This window comes from Alteromonas sp. KUL106 (assembly GCF_009811415.1).
GTDB lineage: Bacteria > Pseudomonadota > Gammaproteobacteria > Enterobacterales > Alteromonadaceae > Alteromonas.
The window spans coordinates 64744-84442 of the sequence record NZ_BLIG01000009.1; the positions used below are offsets into that span (position 1 = coordinate 64744).

The window sequence follows — 19699 nt, forward strand, 5'->3', positions numbered from 1 at the left end:
TTATTCTTATATTTTTTGCTGTTCAACATGGTTTTTCCCGCGCATATACGCACGGACTATTAATCCTATTCCTAAAGCTATCATAGGTAAACAAAGAAGTTGCCCCTGACTTAGTCCCATTTGATATAAGCCAATATGTGCATCGGGCTCCCTGAAGTACTCGACAATAAACCTAAAGCTTCCGTAGCCAAGTAGGAATAGGCCGCTTACCGCTCCAACCGGACGCTTCTTAGCAGAATAAAGCCAAAGGATGATAAAGAGTAATACGCCTTCTAGTGCAAACTCATAAAGCTGCGAGGGATGGCGAGGCATATTACCGGCATTGGGGAATATAACCGCCCAAGGCACATCGGTACTGCGCCCCCAAAGTTCTGCATTTAGAAAGTTTCCAATGCGCCCTGCACCCAACCCGATTGGTACCAGTGGAGCGACGAAATCACCTAACTGCAAGAATGTTGTGTTCATGCACTTCGCTCGCCACACTAACGCCGCAAGTACGCCGAGTAAGCCACCGTGGAACGACATCCCGCCCGCCCAAATTTTAAACAGATACAGCGGGTCGTCGAGGAACATACCAAACTGGTAAAAAAACACATAGCCAATACGGCCGCCTAAAATAACACCGACAAAGCTCCAAAAAAGCAAGTCACTTAGCTGCTCACGGCTCCATTTCGTTTGGGGTAAGCGCTTTTGTGCCAACAAATACGCGGCGATAAACCCCACTAAATACATTAAGCCGTACCAACGCACGCTTAAAGGGCCCATACTGAAGATAACGGGGTCGATACTGGGAAATACCAGATAACTGCTCTGTTCCATTACGTTATTCAATTCCTAAAATCATTCTAATACTTACGAGAACCAGCAAGCATGCCAACATCGCTTTTAATATGCGAACGTTTACGCGCTGTCCAAGTTTAGCGCCAATATTCGCGGTGAACATTGAAGTAGCAACAATACCCGCTGTTGCAGGCAAATAAACATAACCCACGCTATGCGCAGGCACATCTATCGCATTCCAACCAGCAATAACAAAACTGGCGGTACCGAACACTGCGATAATCAAACCGCAAAACGCTGCGCAACCTATGGCTGCGCGTACATTAACACGAAACCACACCAACGCAGGAACCAGTAATGCGCCACCACCTATTCCCATTAATGCACTGAGCAACCCCGCGCCACTACCCACAAAAGCTAAAGTACCTTTAGACGCTTCGTTTTCAGAGGCTTTCTGTTTGCCGAAAATCATTTGCAGTGCAATGAGAATAACCAGTACGGCAAAGATATCTTTTAAGAGCTCACCGGAAATATGACTTGCTACCTGCGCACCGACAACCGCACCCACGGCAATCCCGATCCCCGTATACAACACGACCTTTCGTTGTATATTACCTAGCTTATAGTGAGCAAATGCCGATGACATGCCGGTGAAAATAATCGTTGAAAGCGACGTCGCAATAGCAACGGGCATCACCGTTTCAGTCGTCATATTCAAAAAGTGAACCAGCAAATAAGACAATGCAGGGACAATAATGAGCCCACCGCCAATCCCAAGCATACCCGCGAGAATACCAACAATAGAACCCAGAATTAGGCAGCTGACGATAATAACAACAAGTGGCTCCATGCCTTATGCGCCCGCTCGGATAAGGCCTCCAAGGCCCTTTGATTCAAGGTATTGATTCAGATGCACAAACACTTCTTCTTGACTCACTGAGGTAAGCGCTAGCGAAAGTAACTGCTTACACTCAGCCAGCGTCACCTTTCGAATAAGCCAATTTATCTTTCGTAAATTAAAGCCATTCATACTTAATCGGCGATATCCCATTCCCATCAGCAGCAGCGCGCCAGCAGGCTCACCGGCGATTTCGCCACAAATAGTCACTGGTACCTGACTTTGATTGGCTTTTTGCACCACATCATATAGCGCACCTAATACCGCCGGGTGATAGCTATTGTAAAGACCAGCCACTCGTGTGTTGTTTCTATCAACGGCCAATAAATACTGGGTCAAGTCGTTGCTTCCCACTGAGAAAAAGTCGACGTGCTTAGCGAGTTGAGGCAGCTGATAAAGTACAGAAGGCACCTCTAGCATAATGCCTAACTTAGGTTTATTCAGCGTTTGTCCAGATTCTGCAATTTCATCAGATATTTCATAAAATGCCTGATTAATAAGGCGCTTCGCTTCTTGCACTTCCGCCACCGTTGAAATCATCGGCAGCATAATTTGTAAGTTGCTCAGCCCCACGCTCGCGCGCAGCATTGCTCTTACTTGAACCAAGAAAATTTCAGGATGGTCCAACGTAAGACGAATACCACGCCAGCCTAGAAACGGGTTTTCCTCGTTAATTGGAAAATAGGGTAACGGCTTATCCCCTCCCACGTCTAACGTACGCATCGTAATGGGTAGTGTCGGCGCGGCTTCTAGCACTTGGCGATAGAGCTCCACCTGCTCTTGTTCAGAGGGGAAACGCTCTCGAAGCATAAAGGGAATTTCAGTTCGATACAGACCTACACCCGCGCCAATTTGCTCGGCGTTTAACTCGACTTCAGCGGATAGACCAGCGTTGATGTACAAAGACATTCTGCAGCCATCCACGCTTTCACAGGGTTTGTCGGCTTCCGCATCTATTTTTTCAGCGATGGCTGACTCTTCTCCAATAAGCTGAATAAACTCTGTTTTAATATTGCGCTCGGGCGAGACAATAACTTCTCCAGAGTAACCATCGAGAAGGATTTCTTTGTCTTCAAGTAGTGCCGGCGTGACATTTTGACAGCCCATCACGGCCGGCACACCCATCGCCCTTGCTAAGATGGCGGCGTGAGAATTGTTTGAGCCACGAATAGAAATAATGCCCTTAAGCTTATCTCTGGGAAACTCGGCGAGCATTGGCGCTGACACTTCTTCAGCCACTAATATACTTGCCTTGGTGATGACTTTCTCTGTCACTTTCTGACCGTTAGCTTCGTATAAAATATTCGCTAAAATACGGTCTGATAGGTCTACAATGTCAATGGCTCGCTCTTGCATGTAAGGGTCGTCCATTGCACGAAAACGCGCGGCATAGCTCTCTATAACCATTTTCAGTGATGATGCCGCGTCCCAACCTTCACGGATTTTTTCTTCAACTTCCCTGCCTAAACTATTTGCATCGAGTAAGTGATGATATAGCTGAAATATGGATTTAACGTCGTCAGGAATTGCGTCATCAAGCCCATTGGATAAAGCGTCGACATGGCCTCGCGTTACCTCTACCCCTTTTCGATAGAGCTGAATTTGTTCCAACGGGGACGCGGTACGTTTCAAAACCCAATTTTTTAGATTGATGGATTTGTCAGGCGAAACGCCTTTCCCAATGGCTAAGCCCGGAGAGCCAGCAATACCCCGCACGTTTTTTTGTCGAACGGTGTGGTCATTTGCGTTTGAGAGAGTCAGGGCGCCGCGAATATCGGCATTAGTTATCTCCAAAGCCAACTGTGCGGCAAGGGTAACCAAGAATGCTTCTTCGTCTTCGCTAAAGCGTCTCATTTCGGCTTGTTGAAGCGTAATAACCCCAAGCACACGCCTTTGATTAATGATTGGCGTCCCTAAAAAGGCGTTGTACTTTTCTTCTTTTACTTCAGGGTAATGCTTAAATCGAGGGTGGCTATGTGCATTGACAATATTGAGCGGCTCTTCTCGCTGCCCAACAAGGCCAATAAGACCTTCAGAAAAGCCAATGCGCACTTGTTCCACTGCATCGGGATGAAGGCCATCGGTTGCTTTAAGTATGAACTCTTGGGTGTCGTAATCAGCAAGATATATGGAGCATGAGTCAACGTTTAGCGTTTGCTTTACACGCGAGGCAAGCTGGAACAAAGCCGTATCAAGTGCAGAAATTTGATTCATTTCCTGCACAATACGTTTTAATGTGGTCAACATTGCGCCTTGATGGCTTTGAGGGCTCACCGGTTACTCCTTGTCTACTCGCGGCTTACGCCCGCACATCGTTATATTTTGCATCTTTACCCACGCCTGCGCTTTTTTCCACGCTTGTGTGGCGCAACGTTTTGGCGCTGCGGTGGACGATGTTGCGCAGACATCACTACAGGCGAGAACTCTTTCATCACTCGTCTATATACGTCTCGCTTGAACGATACAACGTTTCTAATTGGATACCAGTAACTTACCCACCTCCAGTCATCAAACTCTGGATGACCTGTTTTGAGTACATTAACGTCTCGCTCGTTGCAATCAAGCTGCAACAAGAACCATTTTTGTTTTTGCCCTATACAAACAGGGTTGCTGCCTTGACGAATTAATCGCTTTGGCAGTTTGTATCTCAGCCAGTTGCGGGTAACACTTAAAATAGTGACATCTTTCGGTGTCAGTCCTACCTCTTCGTGTAGCTCGCGATACATAGCTTGTTCGGCAGTTTCCCCTTCATCAATTCCGCCTTGAGGGAACTGCCATGAATGTTGACCATAACGTCTTGCCCAAAATATTTGACCCATTTTGTTGCAAATCACTATGCCCACATTCGCACGGAATCCATCGGCATCTATCACATAGACTCCCGGGCACACTATACTGTTATATGTTTTCATTCTTCCATAAACTATGCTCCAATCATAGCTTTAATGTTCGCCCTCGCCGCTCAAACAGGAAATTAACGACTTTTATGCAACCGCCAGCGTCTCCACCTACGTCACCAGAAAGCCTATTATTACGCTGTCATGCTATTGCCGGGTTGTCATTGGGAGAATTAGCCGATATGGCAAATGTGGCTATTCCAGCCAACCTTCAGCGTCATAAAGGCTGGCCAGGGATGCTTATTGAGAAATGGTTGGGCGCGAGTGCAGGCTCTAAGCCACAGCAAGATTTCCCTGAACTTGGAATTGAACTGAAAACGATCCCGATTGACGCTAACTTTTCTCCTTTAGAAACCACTTATGTTTGTTTTGCCCCACTACTCATGCCCCCAGGCATCACTTGGGAAACATCAAACGTGCGCAACAAACTGCAGCAAGTACTATGGTTACCGATTGAGGGAGACAGGGCCATTCCACTGGCAGAAAGAAGAGTTGCTAGCGGTTTTTATTGGCGACCAAGCGATTACGAGGATGCGATTTTACGAAGTGATTGGGAGGAACTGGTTGAACAAATAGCCACTGGGCACGTTGAGTCGATCACCTCTCGCCAGGGCGTGGCACTGCATATTCGTCCTAAAGCTGCAAACGGCAAAGTACTCACAGATGCGTTGGGACAAGACGGCCAGCGAATTAAAACGCGTCCGCGAGGTTTTTACTTGCGTAAAACCTTCACCCAGCAAATTTTATTAGATGCCTTTAGCAGCTAGCGACGGTGGTAACTCAGATTGCTATTTTAATGTCGTCGAATCGAGGTGTTTTACCAAATAATCACTAAGAAACTTCTCTGAGTTTACTCCAATACGCTTTGCCACCGCTTCCAGCTTGGCATCACTGCGCAGCAATACGTTTTTTGCATACTCAAGACGATAGTGAAAAATAAAACGTCTGAAGTTTTTTCGCTCCGTTAACTGTAAGGCTTGCGCTAATGATGTTGGGTCAATGTCGGCACCGGCACAAAACTCCGTAAGGGTTAGAAAACGCTTCTTGTACGCTTTTGAACCTATGGTATAGCGCTCTGCCTTTGAGATCACATTACTGATCTCATAGGGTGTGGCCTTACCTTCATCTAATCGCGCATAGTCGAGGGGAGAGGGCGAGGTGCGTCGTGTAAACGTTAACGAAAGCAACACAATCAAGATTGCACTGCCCAACATCAGATGATGAAAACTTTCCCAAAACGGTACAGGGAAAAAACCAAATGTCGCTGCGGTAACCAGCAAGATACTCATGAACGCAACACCAACTAAACTTCCCATTACCCCAGCCAATCTTGGCATCTTTAAGTTTTTAATATCCACCGCCTGCTCTGGAAGATGCCTGTGGTACATTTGAATGTGTTCTGTGATTAAGATACCAATTAGCAATACACTAAAACCGGTAAGTAATGATGCGATATAGGCCGGCCACAAAAGTAGTGGCTGCCCACTAGGGGAGGATGAAAGCCACTGCTGTTTATCTTCTATGGGAATTAAAAGTACAGTGCTTTGAAGTAACGCAGTGATAACCACCGGCCACCACAACCGCTTTCTCGCTGAAGGAAACGCCAATAGCATGGGTTTAATCGCCCGATAACAACAGGTAATGGCAATAACAGCGAATACATCAGACAGGCCATAAAGAAAAGCTAACTCTGTGGCAGCCCCTAGGCGCAACCACTCGTCTAACATAAATAAAGGCCAACAGATAAAAGCAATGGTCAGCCAACGGGTATTGCCTAATGCCTCTTTTTGTAAAAATAATCGCGCGAGGCCAACGGCATAAACACCAAGTGACGCATAGAGAAAATAACTATAGATCGCTGAGGTCATCAACACCCTCCATCCATGAGAAATATACTGCTATCAGAAGATTTATCCACAAAGCTCAGCTACCAGTAAATGTCACGCTGCATTGCCACAGAACGCGTGCGTTCCATAACACGAATTAACGTTGAGAGTTTTTCAGCTGTCCATCTACGCACTTCGTTATGAGAGTCGACCTCTGCATCATCGATAGACTGCTTGAGCATCAAGAGTGCGTTTAGTTCATCTATGCCGGTAAGCAAGTCGAGCCACGGAGCGCGAAAGTTGCCTCGCTCTTCTACAAACAAGTCACCCAAGAGAAAACCACTCCATAATGTCTGCCTGAGCAAAATCTCAACGGCACTGTAATTGACTGGCCCCATGGTTTTACTCAGTGGCATACTCTGTTGAACGGTCTGCCAGCCTTGGGACAACCAGCCTTTTGCATGCTCAAGTACAGGGTGGTCATAGCCAGTCGCCTCATTTTGCCAAGGCTTGTTTTGGATAAGGCTTATAGCCAATAGCTTGATATCGGTCGCCTCATTGTCAAAAAACAACTTTTCCGGTTCATGAGCATGCATAAGCCCCGCTTGTCGTCCCTGGAGATAACTGACCACCGCAGGATGTTTGCTCAATGTTTTGCTGAACATGCTTTTCTTAGAAAGCAAATAACGAAGGCTCTGCAAATCATCCTGCCATCCCCATTTTTGGGCATGAGTAACAAGCTTTTTATGCAGCGCCAACAATTCTGGACATTGCAATACGGGAAGGTAGAGCGATACGCTTTGCAGTAACAATCGGACACTCTTAACCACTTCTCCCAGCATTTTTATTGAGCCGCTTTCACAAAACATATGCTCATGATGCTGCCAATGTGCCAATGCCGTTTGCACAGCATAACAAAACGCGTCTTCTGTGGTGGTGCTTTCCTCTAGCGGCAGAAACTCAGGCAAATGGCGTATCTTTGCATTGAAACCATGAAGTAATTGATATCCCTGCGCTGCCTTAGATACGTCGCTGAGCCTCACCGGCATGTTGTCATTTATCAATGCAGCAAGTGTAAAGAGGGTGTTGATATTGCCAGACATCAACTCAAGCTCAATTTCGTTAATGGGAGAGTGGGCTTTTTCTGTCATTGCCTCACCACAATCGAGCACTACCTCAACAACGCTATCATCGACAGTCAGCACATAAGCATTGCGCGTGAAGTGAGTACTAAACTGTTTTGATAAACTGCCGTTCTTTGAGGCGATATCCCAGCCTTGCGGCCACACATCGGTATCAAATAAGGCTAAATCAGGGCGTGAGTTCTCAAGAGCAACGTTGTACTCCATGCGCTTGTGCAAACCGCCACTCACTACACCGTTTGTTTTTAAGGTTTGCTCGTACTCACCATTATTACCGCGAACCCGAAACCCCATTTTATTGTTTTGAAAATCAAGTTTATCGGTATCGTAGTAGTCATTTTCCAAGCGCATTTCACGGTGTGAATTTACTTGGATACGGTGTTTTTCAAAAAGAGGAAGGACCCGTTGAGTAAACGTTTGGTGAGCATCGTCACCTGTTACAAATTTTAATTCTATTTCTGACATGGTTGCGCTAGGCACAGCTTATTGTGCTGACACCTTACCTCTGTCACACCCTTTTCGCAATGCTACAGCACGTTTTCTCGCTTGGTAAATATAGACAAAAGTGGAACAAACTTGCCTTTATGGCGGTCAACCAATACCATCTTCACGTTTTAAACTCTTAAATTGGACTTCATATGATTCGAAAGTGGTTAGCAGCAGCCCTCATTGCGTGCTCTTTTCAAGCATTTTCGCTACAAGATACCGCTGATTTAGAAGCGTCTTCGTCACACTATATCAGAGATGACCTGTTTATCTTTATGCATACCGGACCTGGTCGTAACTATCGAATACTAGGTTCCATAGAAGCAGGAACGCCAATCACTGTGCTTTCAAGAGACAACGACGCTGAGTTTACGCAAATTACTGACAACGAAGGTCGCAGCGGCTGGGTTGAAAGTAAGTTTGTGTCTAACACCATGTCACGAGCAGAGCAGCTACCCATCATTAGTGAAAAGCTTGCAGAGAGCCAAAGTGGTTTGCAGTCTGCACAGTCAGAAAATGCCAAGCTTCGCCAGCAGCTCAGTGAAGCCCGTCAGCAGGTTTCTAGGCTTACCACGACTAACGACGAGCAAGCATCTCAGATTATCCGGCTAACCGCGCAGGTGGAAAGCGCGAGTAAAGATGAATTGGTGACGTGGTTTACCCGTGGAGGCATGGTCGCCGGCATCGGCATTTTGCTGGGCGTATTGATAACTTACCTTCCAAAACGCAAGCGCAGAAACAGCGAATGGATGTAGCCTCACGGTGTTTTAAACCCGCCTGACATTGGTTACTAAAAAATGGCCAGCAATAAGCTGGCCATTTTATTATTACGGGTTACTCATCATCTTCAACAAGGGTCATCAACGAGGTGTTACCTCCCGATGCCGTTGTATCGATACTGATGGTTTTTTCCGTCATCAAACGTTGAATAAGATTATCGTTATATTCGGCGGTAATTACCGGCAAGATAGCCCCTTTACGCGATGATAGCATCGCCGAGATACGAGCCGTCCGCTCTGTGCTTGAATCTACGACAACCCCTGACAGATCTTCATCCATCAACAAAGTATCTAAGTGCGCAAGACGCGCTACTTGGAACAGACCTTTTGGTGCACCTGTCGACTCGAATTTATTCTGGATCTCTACAGCTTCTTCGTAGAATATTTCAGAAACAACCGATACAACCGGGTTTCCGGTTGAAAGCGCAGTAACAACCGACAACAACCAATACTCAAAGGTTACTTCTTTGTCAGCAAAACATACCAAGATCCCGCGTGGCTCGAGGTAAAGTTTATTTGACTCACCTGTTGGCCCGGGCAGAACCTGTGGCTTCGCAAGCTTACGTTCAACGCTAATTAATTGCTGGCGAGCGGTCGCTAAGGTGCGATTTAAATCGTCTGCAAGTTCATCAACGATCTCGACTTTGGCTATCTTAGCTAAGAGCTGACGCACCATAGATATTCGGTCATTCAACGGCGTGTGACGCCACTGTACTTCCACGGCTTTTGCCTTATCCATCATGACATGCGCGCGCTCGGCAATTTTTTCATCACCGACTAACGCCTTGTCAGTTCCGTCGACATCATCAATGTGTGAAGGTTTTGGTGTAGCACGCTCCATCATCAAACGAGGCAGATAGTGAGGACCACCGGCTTTTGGACCTGTGCCAGACAAACCACGTCCACCGAACGGCTGAACGCCAACAATGGCACCAATCATGTTGCGGTTAATATACACGTTACCCGCGCGGCTTTTCGCTGCGAGTTCGTTAGCACGCTCTTCAATACGCGAGTGAATACCCATTGTTAGGCCGTAGCCTGTGCCATTAATTTGCTCTAGCACATTATCAATGTCTTTCGATTTAAACCGAACAATGTGCACCACGGGGCCGAACACTTCTTTCTCAAGTACATCGATATTCTTGATTTCATACAAGGTCGGCGCAAAGAAAGTACCGTTTTCAAAGCCCGCTGGCATCTCGTTGCGATACAGCAGCGTCGCCTTGTCTTCCATATTTTTCTGATGGTCGGTTAGGCTCTTAAGCGCCTTCTCGTCAATCACTGGGCCAACATCGGTAGCAAGCTGCGTTGGGTCGCCAACCGTAAGCTCTTTCATCGCACCAATTAACATGTCGATAAGATCATCAGCGATTTCTTCTTGCACGAACAATACGCGAAGTGCTGAACAGCGCTGACCGGCACTTTGGAAACCTGAGTGGATAACATCGTCAACCACCTGTTCTGGCAATGCCGTTGAATCGACGATCATACAGTTTTGGCCGCCCGTTTCTGCAATTAGCGGTACCTGTTCGCCACCGCGCTCTGCGAGCACTTGAGAAATTAACGTGCCGGTTTGCGTTGAACCTGTGAACATGACCGCTTTAATGCGTTCGTCTGGCAGAAGGGTTTCCCCCACTTCTTTGCCTGGCGATACAATCAGTTTTAGTGCATCTTCTGGTAAGCCTACCGAGTGCATGATATCTACCGCACGCTGCGCAATGATGCTGGTTTGCTCAGCAGGTTTCGCGATAACAGTGTTACCCGTTACCAGTGCCGCAGCAACTTGACCTAAGAAGATGGCTAGCGGGAAGTTCCACGGACTGATACACAGCACAACACCACGAGGAAGTAAGCGTTGATCTTCAGCAAGCTCTTCGGCACGCGCAGCGTAGTAGCGGCAGAAATCAACGGCTTCACGCACTTCGTCAATACTGTCTTGTGCTACTTTACCGGCTTCACGCATACAGATAGCAATAAGCTCAGCCATATGACGTTCAAGAGCGTCTGCCGTGCGATTAAGGATTTCAGCGCGCTCGCTTACATCGCGTTTTGACCATGCTTCAAATCCAGCATCGGCCTCATCTAGCGCTTTGCGCATCTCATCAGGCGTCGCGTAATAGTGATAACCCACCACATCGTTATGATTCGTTGGGCTTAGTACGGCTGTGGCGCCTTCTGGCACTTCATCTTTTACTTTGTAGTAATCCTGCCAGCGTTCAAGTTCGTGTTTAAGCGCCGTTACCGCATTGGTGTCGGTAAGATCTAAACCTCGCGAGTTGTCGCGCTCTGGCGCATACAGCCCACGTGGCGTTTTAATTAGCTTGTTGTAACGTACTTTCAAGCGTTGGGTCTTTTCCACCGGATCTTCAAGCAATGACTCCACCGGTTTTTCATCATCTACAATCGCGTTTACGAACGACGAGTTCGCGCCATTTTCAAGAAGACGACGTACCAGATAAGCCAATAGGTCTTCGTGTTCACCTACAGGCGCATAAACACGGCACTGAATTTTATCCTGCGTTACTACTTGGTCGTAAAGAGTATCACCCATACCGTGGAGACACTGGAACTCAAAACCTTCTTTGTCGTCACCAGCAAGCTCAACAATGACCGATGCCGTGTAGGCATTGTGAGTAGCAAACTGCGGATAAATAGTGTCGCGGTACTCAAGCAAACGGTTAGCACAGGCGTGGTATGACACATCTGTTGATGATTTGCGGGTAAATACAGGAAACTCTTCAAGACCCGCTTGTTGAGTTAGCTTAATTTCAGTGTCCCAGTACGCCCCTTTAACCAATCGCACCATGAGCGGTCGGCCAACTTCGAGCGTCAATTGACGTAGATGCTCTACAACGTGGATAGCACGCTTCTGATATGCCTGAACGGCCAAGCCAAAGCCCGTCCAGCCGTTTAAGTCTTCATCGCGGAATACGGCTTCAATAATGTCTAAAGAAAGCTCAAGACGGTCTGCTTCTTCAGCGTCTACCGTTAAACCAATATCGTACTCTTTCGCCATCATACATAGCGCTTTCAAGCGCGGCGGAATATCTTTCATTGCGCGTTCGCGATGAGAGAATTCAAAACGCGGATGAATAGCAGAAAGTTTTACCGAGATACCCGGTGAACGCTTAGGACCACGGCCATTAGCCGCCTTACCGATGACTTTGATTGCTTTCACGTATGCGTCGTAATAACGCTCAGCATCACGCATGGTGCGAGCGCCTTCACCTAGCATGTCGTAAGAATACACATACCCTTTGGTTTCTTTCTCTTTTGCACGGTCTACCGCATCTTCGATGGTTTCGCCCATAACGAACTGGCGGCCCATAACGCGCATGGCAATGTTCATCGCTCGGCGAATAACGGGCTCACCCAAGCGGCCAAGGGTTTTTTTCAATAAGCCAAATTGCTCTTTTTTACGCTTGTCGGCATAGTTCACCATATTTCCTGTGAACAATAAGCCCCATGCAGACGCATTTACGAATAACGACTCAGAATTACCAAGGTGGGGAGTCCACTGCCCTTGAGAGAGTTTGTCACGAATAAGCTCATCTTGCGTAGCTTTGTCTGGAACGCGAAGTAATGCTTCGGCCAAACACATCAATACCACACCTTCGGCGGTAGACAGTGAGTATTCATTTAGCAGTGCGTCTACACCACCGTGTCCTTCTTGCTCTCGGCGAATTTGAAGTACCATCTTACGAGCGCGTTCCCAAGCACGACTGCGTGCACGCGGGTTCACCTCGGCAATAGGAAGGATTTGATCCACAGCCACCGACTCACTAATGCGATAGTAGTCTCTTATGCGCTGGCGTAGGGGTGAAGTTGTATGAAGTGTGTCGTTAATGAGCATTGCAACCCTTTCATAGAAATAGCTGTAACAAAAAGCGTTCCCGCCGTGTAAGACTGCCCACGGTTACATGGAAGCGGCTAAAAAACAAGCAAAGTCGAAACCCTGCGTTGACCTGTCGTTATTCTTTTAACTTTATACTTTTGGATGAAGATCACGACCGAGCCAAATTTGCGCGGATGGTAGCACACAAAAATGCCCTGCCAAGCCCTATCCCACAAAGTTTTTTGAAGTGTGTGTCAAGCTGCGTAGCCAGCGAGTTAGATGACATTAAATGGAGTGTCCATCACACATTAATTTTTCTTTTTCGCACTGTCTATCTCCGACTTTTCGTTGTCGTTTGCACATTACTTGACATGAACATATTTACGCGATTTATAAAAGGGCGTTTAATCAGAAACCGTCTACACTTAGTTAAAACTAAAAAATAATAAATAGGTTTTGCCTTATGTGGTTAAGAAAATTTAGTTTAATTCAACGCTTGGGCATGGTCGTTGCCCTTATCGCGCTGTTATTTGTACTTCTTACTGCCCTTGTATTAAACAGGCACTACGAAGCATTAAAACAAAAGTCTTATGATGAAAATCAGCATCTTGTTGAGGTGGTTCATACCATGCTCAGTAGCTTCGCGGCGCGCACCGACGTAGAAGAGGCAACCGCCAAGCAACAGGCGCTAGAGGCTGTCAAAGCACTTCGATACGACAGCAGCAACTATTTTTGGATACAAGACCAAACCCCTTTTATGGTCATGCACCCTTTAAAACCGGCGCTTGACGGCCAAGACCTGCGCACATTCAAGGACGGTAACGGAAAAACATTTTTCGTTGAAATGGCGCAAAAAGTTAAATCACAAGGCGACGGTTTCGTTGACTATGTATGGCCCCTTCCTGGCGAAGAAGCGCCCACCGATAAAATTTCCTATGTAAAAGAATTTAAACCTTGGGGCTGGACGGTGGGGTCGGGTATCTACCTCACTAATCTCGAGGAAGAATATGCCCATTTGCGAAATGTGATTATTGTGTTCTGTATGGTAAGCATTGTGTTAGTTGTTTTGCTCGTTTATGTGATTGGCGGCAGTATTGTAAAACCCGTTCAAGAAGTCACAGAACGGATGAAAGATATTTCTCAGGGTGAAGGCGATTTAACGCGATCTCTCCCAGAATCAGGACAGGACGAAATTACGCGATTAGCACGTTATTTCAATGAATACACTGAAAAAATGCGTCAATCTTTGTTGGGTATTCGTGAAAACATCAATTCTCTCACTCAACAGGCGGAATTAGTCGAGTCTTCCAGTCAGAGCAGTAACGCTCAAGCCCAAACACAAAATGAGAATATGCTTCAAGTGGCTGCTGCGATGGAAGAAATGACCACACAAATAAATGATGTGAGTAGTAATGCCGACTCTGCTGAAAAGAGTACCAGTAGTGCTAGAACAAACGTGCAACAAGGCGCAGCCGTTGTCGATAGCACAGTAAAAGATATTCGTTCTTTGACGTCTGATATCGAAAGTGTAAGTAGTGTAGTTACTGAGCTTGCAGCGCAAACAGAGAGTATAGGCGCGGTCCTTGATGTGATCAGGGGAATAGCTGAACAAACCAACTTATTGGCATTAAACGCTGCTATCGAGGCGGCGCGCGCCGGCGAACAGGGAAGAGGTTTCGCTGTGGTCGCTGATGAGGTTCGTACCTTGGCAAGCCGCACAGGCCAAAGTACCGATGAGATACAGGCGATGATTGAGAAACTACAGAGTAACGCCAAGAGTGCTGTAGATGCCGTGAAAGTAAGCCAGACCGCATCTACAAAAACGGTTGATAATGCCATTCAGGCAAATTTAAACTTGCAAGAAGCAGATCGACTAATGACAGAGATTGCAGATATGAGTAGTGAGATTGCGAGAGCAACCGAACAACAAGCAGAAGCTGCCTCTGAAGCCAATATGCGTATTAATGCTCTGTCGGGCGCGGCTGATATTAGCCTGCGTACAGCAGATGAATTAGCAGCCGCCAGTCAGGCACTGCGTAGTAGTTGTTTATCCATCATGGATATTGCGAACCGCTTTAAATTATAACGGAGTACATGGCGTTATACTTTAAAAATGACGGGCCATGATATGGCCATTATCTATAAGACAAAGGCTTGGTCACACCACAAGCCTTTGTATACGATATCACTCGCTGTCGTAATTAAGCCCCTACCCCCTCCTTATGCATGTCAAATTCCGCATAAGTCCATCATTACGCCGCTTCGCTAGATAATGACCCACTCAGCGAGACTTAAGATATTTATCATCGTGGCGTGTTACCGCAGGTAGAGAAGCTCTGCATCAAGGTGACACAACAAAGAGTACGGACATGTTAACCTCGCCCTTCTGGAAGGTCTGGCAATGATCTACGCGGATTGATATTAAACATCCTGTACACATTCTTCGTATGGAAGATTATGACTGTCTGCATTACACTGGTGATCGGCAATGTCGATCGTTTTGTATATGCTCACCGGTGAGCGCTAGGGCAATGAAAAAAATGAAGTACAAAAGCGTTAAATGCCAAGTATTTCTAATATCAAGGAGTTGAAATATGAGTAGTGGTTCAAAGGGTAAGCCTATCTTATTGTGGGTCGTTGGTTTTTTTGCGCTGCTTTTTTTAGTGTACTTTTTGTTCGCCAATACCATTATTAAATCGATTCTCGAGTCAAAATTGGGCGAGTCCTATGGCGCTGAAGTCAATATTGATACGTTTGACCACTCTCTCTTTCCCACAACGGTGACACTGAAAGGTATTGCCTTAACCAATCCGACGAAACCCTCTCACAACCAAGTTTTTGTGGGCGAGGCCAATGCAGATGTGGAATTAAAGCCACTACTTAATGATCAAGTTATTGTAAACAACCTCAATTTGCTAAAGGTACAGTTCGATACCGAACGCCCCTCTGAAGGTGAAGTTTATCGTGTGCCGGAGCGCGCGTTGTCGTTCAATGAAATCAAAGCAAAAGCTAAAGAAGCCGTCCCTACAGTAGATGAGCTACTCGCCAGAAACCCGTTAAAAACCACAGCGGCTATTGAAAACGCCAAAGTTGCTTATGCAACATATGGTGAAGGCCTTAAGCAGGACTACGAATCACTTCCCGATAAAGAACGCATTGCCTATTATAAAGCGCAGGTCGCTCAGCTAAGGGAAACCAACTACAAAGATCCTCAAGCATTGGTACAAGCCAAGTCAGCATTCGAAAAATTGAAAGAAGAAATGCAAGCAGATCGGGCGCTTATCAGCGATTTTACTGAAAAGGCAAGCGACGCTAAAAAAGCGTTGAGCGAAAGCGTTGAGGCGCTCAAGAAGGCGCCACAAGACGATTACGCGTTGCTCAAAGGAGTTATTGCTGGCGATCAAGAAGCCCTCTCTCAAGTGACATATTTCGTGTTTGGGGACAAAGCTGCCGAGTACACTGAGTATTTAATGTCGGCCATGCAAATTGTTATGCCTTTGATACAGGGTGAAGAAAAAAGTGAAGCCCCAACTGAAGTCCCTTCCATTCTCGTGAAAGAGGCAAATGTATCAGTACTATGGCAAAACGAGTCTATTACCAGTAAATGGAATAATATTACCAACGTTCACGAAGTGTTTGGTAACCCCACAACCTTCACTATTGAAGCGGCGGGTGATTTACTGAAGTCGTTTACCTCAAGCGGTGAATTTTGGATTGATAGCGACGGGGTTGATGCGAGCCAAGTTTGGCAGCTTGCTGGCGTGAATATGTCTGATATTTCTTTTAGCGGCAATGACGCGCTAAATGCTGTGCTTAAATCAGCGCTGATGAAAACCAATGGTTCAATGAAGGTTACCGACAACATGCTTACCGGCACAGGTGAGGTTGATCTTGAACAGCTTGTTATGGAAGCAACAGGTACCAGTGAAATGACGAGCGCTATAGCTCAAGCGCTAAAAACCTTAACTAGTTTAAGTATGACGATGCTACTTGATGGCACACTGTCTAACCCTGATTTCAATATTAAGTCTGACCTTGATAACAAACTTGCGAAAGCAGCACTCTCTCAACTTACCGCGAGCCAAAAAGATAAACTTGATGAACTCAACAATAAACTCAACAGCATGATAAGCAACGAGCAATCGCTGTTATCCGGTGAGCTTGTGGATGTAAATAGTATGCTTAGTGCCGCTCAAGGCGACAGCGCTGCCCTTCAAGAGCTTCTCCAGGCACAGCTTAGTAATGTTGTTGAGCAACAAAAAAGTAAATTGCTCGATAAATTAAAAGGGAAACTAGGGCAAGGTGAGTAAAGCGCCTTTGACTCGACGCTGCTTCGCGGCATAATACGACATAGCAGAGGCGCAGTGCCTCTGTTTTTTTCGCTCAACCACATAGTCAGGTGAATCTGTGTTACAAGGTAAATGGCTTCCTATTGTATTGATAGTTCTGTTAGGTCTACTGCAATACAGGCTGTGGTTCGGAAAAAACAGCATTCCCGATTATTTCAACCGAAAACAAGAAGTTCAGTCGCAAGCGCTTCAAAACGCCAATCTTGCTCAGCGCAACGCCTTACTTAAAGCTGATATTAATGATTTAAAAATAGGTTTAGAGGCTATCGAAGAAAGAGCGCGTAATGAACTAGGGTTGATTAAAGAGGGAGAAACCTTCTACCGTATTTTGCCCGCAGATTCGAAGTGAAAACAATGACATCTCCCCGCGTAGTTGCGGTCATCCCCGCAGCAGGTGTTGGCAGCAGAATGCAAGCTGACCGCCCAAAACAATACCTCACGTTAAATGGTAAAACGATTCTTGAGCACACGATTGATGCCTTACTCGCGCATCCGCAAATTGACGATGTTGTGGTTGCGATAAGCGAAGGTGACGCTTACTTCGATAGCCATAATTTACGGAAAAAACCCATTCGGGTAGTCAACGGTGGTAAGGAACGTGCTGACAGCGTACTCAATGGTATCATGTCGCTTGATGAAAATGACTGGGCACTGGTACATGATGCTGCCAGGCCTTGTGTAGAAAGTAGCGACATTTCCGCCCTTATCGCACTCATTGGCAGTCAAGACATTGCCGGGGGCATTCTAGCCACCCCCGTAAGAGATACCATGAAGCGCGTTAAACCCTCCAGCAACGTGATTTCTCATACTGAGGACAGAGAAGGATTGTGGCACGCCCTCACTCCGCAATTATTCCCTGCAGTATTGCTAAAAGATGCGCTAATAAAAGGGCTGGCGCGCGGAGCAAATATTACTGACGAAGCGTCAGCCATGGAGCTCGCGGGCCACAAGGTTGCCATGGTAAACGGCAGTCCTGCCAATATAAAAATTACGCATCCGGAAGACCTCCCGCTGGCAGAATTTTATCTCAAGCAAAAATTTAGCGCACATGGCTTTATAGAAAGAAACAATAGCGCAACAAGTAAAAAGGCACATTTTTAATGCGAATTGGACACGGTTTTGATGTACACAAGTTTGGTGGCGATGGCCCCATTATGATAGGTGGAGTGAGCATCGATTATGAGCAAGGCCTCGTGGCGCACTCAGACGGTGACGTTCTACTGCACGCCCTGTGTGATGCTATGTTAGGTGCAGCGGCGTTAGGTGATATTGGCAAACACTTCCCCGATACTGACGATGCATATGCCGGTGCTGACAGTCGCGTGCTGCTGCGCCATGTCGTTAGTGTTGTTAAAGGTAAAGGCTACAAACTTAGCAATGCAGATATGACGATAGTTGCTCAAGCCCCTAAAATGGCGCCACATATAAGTGCGATGCGTGAAATAATCGCGCAAGATTGCAACGTAAATCTTGACGATATTAATGTTAAAGCCACCACTACTGAAAAGTTAGGCTACACAGGGCGCAAAGAAGGTATCGCCGCTCATGCCGTAGTACTACTGGAAAAACTATGAAGCCGCTACACACTGATCATTGGCAGTATTATTACGCAAAACCTGTATCAACAGGCATTTTTAAATTTCAAGCCGACGACTTTCAAGTTGTAGAAGACTTGGGCTATATGCCCTGCGGCGAAGGTGAGCACCAATTTGTTTTTATTGAAAAAACAAACACGAATACGGCTTTTGTCGCTGAACAACTCGCTCGCTTCGTCAATCTTCCTCTTCGTCAAATAACGTACGCCGGCCGCAAAGACAAATATGCCGTTACTCAGCAGTGGTTCGGTATTCACGCGCCGGGCAAACCCGATTTTGACTTTAGCAACTTTGAATTAGAAGGCGTTAAAGTGCTTAAGCAGATGCGCCACAACAAAAAGCTGCGCACGGGGCAATTAAAAGGGAACCACTTTACGATTACGTTGCGCCAGGTACTGCATCCGGAAGCGATTGAAGAGCGCCTGCAAGAAATTGAAAAGCACGGGGTCCCCAATTACTATGGCGAGCAGCGTTTCGGTGTTATGCGCTTAAACGATATGGGTGAAGTGCAACGAGGTGGTAATCTTGTCATGGCCGAACGCATGGTAAACGGTGAAACCATCAGACATCGTAATAAGCGCTCTATGGCACTTTCTGCGCTGCGTAGCTGGCTATTTAACGAAATGCTTTCTGCGCGTTTAGAAAAAGGATGGTTTGACAGCGTGGCACATGGTGATGTTTTAGTGCTTAGCGGTTCAAACAGCTTCTTTATTAACAACGGAACGGCGGGCTCACAAGAACAGCAAGACGCCCAGCGCCGTTTCGATGCTAAAGATGTGTGTCCTTCGGCCCCGCTGTGGGGTAAAGGCTCACTGGTGAGTCAAGCTGACGCCCTGAAACTTGAGCATTCCGTTGCCGAGCAAAATAGCGAAGTCATCGACTTTTTAAGCCAATGCGGCGTTGAGCAAGAGCGCCGTGCGATAAAAATTTGGCCTTCGCAGCTTGAATGGCAGAGTAAGGGTGATACATTTACTATCTCCTTTGCGCTTCCTAGCGGCTGTTTTGCAACTTCAGTCCTTAGGGAATGCGTGGAAACCTTGTCCCCAATTAATAGGGTTTAAATAACGAGTAAGCGTGGCGCGCAATAATTCATACCTCGCGTAGCTGTAAAT

Annotated in this window: 15 protein-coding genes; 8 read left to right on the forward strand and 7 right to left on the reverse strand. The window is 46.5% G+C overall.

All coding sequences use genetic code 11. From position 1 onward, the window contains the following. Positions 1–6: 6 nt before the first annotated feature. From lgt to rppH, 4 genes are all read right to left on the reverse strand, one after another. Complete coding sequence (gene lgt, locus GVO63_RS04265) at positions 7–819, reverse strand: prolipoprotein diacylglyceryl transferase (protein ID WP_159490181.1); 813 nt, start codon at positions 817–819, stop codon at positions 7–9. Positions 820–823: 4 nt separating this feature from the next. Further along, positions 824–1630, reverse strand: a complete 807-nt coding sequence (locus GVO63_RS04270) for a sulfite exporter TauE/SafE family protein (RefSeq protein ID WP_159490179.1) — start codon at positions 1628–1630, stop codon at positions 824–826. 3 nt (positions 1631–1633) lie between these two features. Further along, a complete protein-coding gene (ptsP, locus tag GVO63_RS04275; RefSeq protein WP_159578252.1) occupies positions 1634–3925 on the reverse strand; it encodes a phosphoenolpyruvate--protein phosphotransferase in 2292 nt (763 codons plus the stop codon). Between the two features lie 83 nt (positions 3926–4008). Further along, entirely contained in the window at positions 4009–4551 is a 543-nt protein-coding gene (gene rppH / locus GVO63_RS04280) for an RNA pyrophosphohydrolase (RefSeq protein WP_159490239.1), read from the reverse strand. Between the two features lie 113 nt (positions 4552–4664). Here rppH and mutH point away from each other — a divergent pair, with 113 nt between their 5' ends. After that, positions 4665–5342: a DNA mismatch repair endonuclease MutH gene (gene mutH / locus GVO63_RS04285; protein ID WP_159578238.1), complete on the forward strand. Its 678-nt coding sequence runs from the start codon at positions 4665–4667 to the stop codon at positions 5340–5342. Between the two features lie 21 nt (positions 5343–5363). Here the strand turns inward: mutH and GVO63_RS04290 are convergent, their stop codons facing one another. After that, positions 5364–6443, reverse strand: coding sequence for a DNA mismatch repair protein (locus GVO63_RS04290; protein WP_159490175.1), 1080 nt, complete (start codon positions 6441–6443; stop codon positions 5364–5366). A gap of 59 nt (positions 6444–6502) precedes the next feature. Continuing rightward, positions 6503–8008: an inorganic triphosphatase gene (locus tag GVO63_RS04295; protein WP_159490237.1), complete on the reverse strand. Its 1506-nt coding sequence runs from the start codon at positions 8006–8008 to the stop codon at positions 6503–6505. A 173-nt stretch (positions 8009–8181) separates the two neighbouring features. On the opposite strand from GVO63_RS04295, the gene GVO63_RS04300 reads away from it, so the two are divergent. Beyond that, on the forward strand, positions 8182–8784 hold the full coding sequence (locus tag GVO63_RS04300) for a TIGR04211 family SH3 domain-containing protein (protein WP_201284666.1): 603 nt from the start codon (positions 8182–8184) through the stop codon (positions 8782–8784). 79 nt (positions 8785–8863) lie between these two features. On the opposite strand, the gene putA is transcribed toward GVO63_RS04300, so the two are convergent. After that, entirely contained in the window at positions 8864–12661 is a 3798-nt protein-coding gene (putA, locus tag GVO63_RS04305) for a bifunctional proline dehydrogenase/L-glutamate gamma-semialdehyde dehydrogenase PutA (protein WP_159578239.1), read from the reverse strand. Positions 12662–13106: 445 nt separating this feature from the next. On the opposite strand from putA, the gene GVO63_RS04310 reads away from it, so the two are divergent. From GVO63_RS04310 to truD, 6 genes are all read left to right on the forward strand, one after another. Continuing rightward, on the forward strand, positions 13107–14729 hold the full coding sequence (locus tag GVO63_RS04310) for a methyl-accepting chemotaxis protein (RefSeq protein WP_159490171.1): 1623 nt from the start codon (positions 13107–13109) through the stop codon (positions 14727–14729). A gap of 508 nt (positions 14730–15237) precedes the next feature. Beyond that, complete coding sequence (locus GVO63_RS04315) at positions 15238–16953, forward strand: TIGR03545 family protein (RefSeq protein WP_159578240.1); 1716 nt, start codon at positions 15238–15240, stop codon at positions 16951–16953. Positions 16954–17050: 97 nt separating this feature from the next. After that, positions 17051–17341 carry a cell division protein FtsB gene (gene ftsB / locus GVO63_RS04320; protein ID WP_159490167.1) on the forward strand — a complete coding sequence of 97 codons (291 nt, stop codon included), beginning with the start codon at positions 17051–17053 and terminating at the stop codon, positions 17339–17341. 5 nt (positions 17342–17346) lie between these two features. Then, positions 17347–18093, forward strand: a complete 747-nt coding sequence (gene ispD / locus GVO63_RS04325) for a 2-C-methyl-D-erythritol 4-phosphate cytidylyltransferase (protein ID WP_159578241.1) — start codon at positions 17347–17349, stop codon at positions 18091–18093. Then, on the forward strand, positions 18093–18566 hold the full coding sequence (ispF, locus tag GVO63_RS04330) for a 2-C-methyl-D-erythritol 2,4-cyclodiphosphate synthase (RefSeq protein WP_159490163.1): 474 nt from the start codon (positions 18093–18095) through the stop codon (positions 18564–18566). The genes ispD and ispF overlap by 1 nt, the downstream gene beginning before the upstream one ends. Next, complete coding sequence (gene truD, locus GVO63_RS04335) at positions 18563–19648, forward strand: tRNA pseudouridine(13) synthase TruD (protein WP_159578242.1); 1086 nt, start codon at positions 18563–18565, stop codon at positions 19646–19648. Before ispF ends, truD begins: the two co-directional genes overlap by 4 nt. The last annotated feature ends 51 nt before the right edge of the window (positions 19649–19699 follow it).